Annotated in this window: 4 protein-coding genes; all 4 read left to right on the top strand. The window is 46.9% G+C overall.

Going from position 1 to position 3,027, the window contains the following annotated elements:
• Positions 1-200 precede the first annotated feature (200 nt).
• Positions 201-1,595 (top strand): hypothetical protein, encoded by a 1,395-nt coding sequence (locus ACLQ6D_RS13730; protein WP_411727883.1) that lies wholly within the window; start codon positions 201-203, stop codon positions 1,593-1,595.
• Between the two features lie 26 nt (positions 1,596-1,621).
• Positions 1,622-2,167: a hypothetical protein gene (locus ACLQ6D_RS13725; RefSeq protein WP_411727882.1), complete on the top strand. Its 546-nt coding sequence runs from the start codon at positions 1,622-1,624 to the stop codon at positions 2,165-2,167.
• Positions 2,168-2,294: 127 nt separating this feature from the next.
• Positions 2,295-2,585 carry a CRISPR-associated endonuclease Cas2 gene (gene cas2, locus ACLQ6D_RS13720; RefSeq protein ID WP_411727881.1) on the top strand — a complete coding sequence of 97 codons (291 nt, stop codon included), beginning with the start codon at positions 2,295-2,297 and terminating at the stop codon, positions 2,583-2,585.
• 214 nt (positions 2,586-2,799) lie between these two features.
• Positions 2,800-3,027 (top strand): hypothetical protein (locus ACLQ6D_RS13715; RefSeq protein WP_411727880.1); only part of this gene is annotated, 228 nt, incomplete at its 3' end.

Below are 3,027 nucleotides of genomic sequence, written 5' to 3'. Positions count from 1 at the left end.
GCGGAAACAGTTGGCACACAAAATGATCGATAATTTACATAATTTTTATAAACGAAACTGATATGGTAAACAAGACAATATTCTTTGGTAAGTTGCATATCTGGGTAGACGTGGCGGTCGTTGTGATCGCCATTTGGGAATATCTTGCGGCTCGCCGTGAGAAAAATTTTGACAACTCTTCAAACTAAAAGGTTTTTGCCATGCTTTTGATCACAATTTTGTTTATCCTTGCGTTAATTTTTATCTTCCTTGTACTGCCTGTTGCCAGTAATTTATTGCAAGGTAAGCCGATCAATGCCAAGTCAAAATATGCCTTAATTGGCATAGCCTTTTTGTTCATCGTCTGCGGCTTCGCATTCCAATCTTCCGTTAACGACGGTATCAATGGCCTTATTGACCAATTTTTCTGGTTAGATCCGATAGAAACGAAAATAGCCGTTACTGTTGTTTTTATCATATCTGCCATATTTTTCATTCCTGCCGTTAAGTTAGCTTTTTTTAAGACCAGCACACTCATTCGCTGGACTATCATCGGTGCTGTCGTTTTATTTGCTGCTTATGAATTTACGAAGCATACACGCCCCATCAGCGACCAATGCATCGACAAAAAAACCGGCGAGAACCAATGTGTGATGTACTCGCTGCCTAGTGGCGAGGTTAAAATTCAACTTAAGGGTGATCGCGCCAGCCCTACCTGGGCGAATCTTGGAACACCTACTCCCGACGACATGCTTGCATACGACCCGAATCTTGTGGCGCCAAAAGCAAACCGGATTTATATCACCAGCGCACAAGAATGTGAGTCCTATAGTTTTTTCGATAGCTATGCGCGTCCACAAGTGTTTTACGCAATTACCGACAAAGGTTACGAGTTGTTCGATAAGCCTATAAAGCACCCAAGGACTCGTGCGGCGACTAAGCCTTTGGACACAAACACGGTTGCCGACCTGTGCCGCGTGGTCGCCAGCCAAGAGCAAGCGGACAAGGCTCGAAAAATTAAGGAACAAGCCGAAAAAATTAAAGCCGAAAACGCCCGTATCCGCAAAGAAATGGCATTGAAAGCCGCCGAGGAGCGCCGTATACAAGCCGCTATAATAGCGGAGAAAAATAAAATATTGGTCGCACAAGCTTCCGAAGAAAAACGTATCCGCGACGAAAAGCAAGCAGAATCCGATAGGGCAGAAGCTGATGCCAAGGCTGCTGAAAACGACCAAATGGAGCAACAGGCCGCTAACACCCGGCAGATCGAGCAAAGCTACCAGGGTGCGCCGTCTGAGTATTGCTTGGGCTTGTTCAGAAACGAAGGGCTTACCATCACCGTCGTCAATAACCGTTGCGGCGATTTTAACAACCCTAACTGCACTAGCGTTTCAACCATGTTGAAAACCAATGGCATGAGCGTTGTCGATTACGCCGCCAGCACTCAAGTTAAAACCTTGCCCGGCTGTGTGGCATATCAAGGCACTGACAGGGAAAGCAACCATGAGCAAACCCTACGCTGCCTAGTTAAAACACTGGGGCCTGGCTATTTTGTTGGGCAAAGCTGTTCAACTTTTAGGTATGGCGGCAACGGTTATGAGGTTAACCGTATTTAATGATTGATTATACAAGGGTATTAACGATGAAATATTTCCGTTCCGTAATGACAAATGCCGTTTTCCTGATTTGTGCAGCCTTGCTGTCCGGTTGTGTTGTGCCTTCTTCGTATTATCCTGAACAAAACGCTTACAATCAAAATACTACCCCCCAAAACCGTGCCGACGAGCTTATCCAACGCGTGGCGGGTGGTCCGTTAGGCCATACCGTGCGTATCCAAAACGAAAACGGCAATTATTCTGCCGAAGCCACCGTCCTTAAGGAATACCAGTCAGATGGTCGGGCCTGTAAAGAGGTCCACCACAAAGTTATTTTTGAAAACAAAGCCATTGAAAATAAATCCGTCAGTGTTTGTTTACATGAAGGAGTCTGGTATTTGCCGGAAACCCGCGTGGCGCAACAACAACGGCAAAACCCTTACCGGCAGGCCAACCCCATGTTCCCGTATGCACAGCAGCCGGCATGGGCACCGATGGGTTACGGTTACCCCATAGGGGGAATTCCCCCGTGGCAACGGGGGCTGTATATGAACCAACCTGGTTTCTACGGGGGATTTCAGTTTTCAAGGTGAACCCTGTCCTGACCAGCATTCGATGCCATGCCGGAGTGATGCCGTATTTCTATGAAATGAAATTATAACCTTATGATTAATATTATTATTGTCTATTCAATCCTAGTATCAGCAGAATCTTAATTGAATGCCCAGCCCTAAAACCACCGAATATCTATTTGCTTATGACGTATCCGATGACAAAGAACGCCGCAAGGTTGAGCGGTTATTGAAGGGCTACGGATTCCGCCGCCAGTGGAGCGTGTTTGTATGCCGACTGACCCGTGGCGACAAAGCCCGTCTTGAACGGCAGTTGCACGAGCTGGCTTTAGCCACCGGCTTTGTGTTGATGGTACGCATAGCCCCAAGTAGCCGCCCTAAAACCATCGGTGAATGCAAGATGCCGGATTGGGACGGTGAATACGCATTTATTATTTAAAAAATGGCAATTTTTCGAAATTCATTCAGAACCCCTGTGGATAACTTTGGTTTTTTAAAAAATCGCAGGGGGGTCTGAATTTTGCAGATTTTTGCCATAATACTTTCAATGCCTTGCAAAGGGCAGACCTGCATAAGGAATCCCAATCGGTTGGGCTTGACATCACGACACCTTGAGGCTACCTTCATCGAATGTTATCGGCCTGTATAATCCATTGAAAACCTTCACCGATTTGCAATGGTGGCTGTGCGCCATCAACCTTACTGCCAACTGCCTGCCGGAAGGCGGCAAGTACGCACATCCCCTCTCGGTGTTTGAGGCGATTGTTAAGGGCATCACTGAACACGCTCACTTAGAAAACCGTGTGCAAGCGGCTTTTTACTGGCCTGACCGTAGCGCCCAAACGATGCGGCTGGTGGTGGGCCGCCCTAACCGCATTCAA

The organism is Methyloglobulus sp. (assembly GCF_046714055.1).
In the GTDB taxonomy this organism is placed as follows: domain Bacteria; phylum Pseudomonadota; class Gammaproteobacteria; order Methylococcales; family Methylomonadaceae; genus Methyloglobulus.
This window is presented reverse-complemented; position numbering and strand designations above follow the sequence as displayed.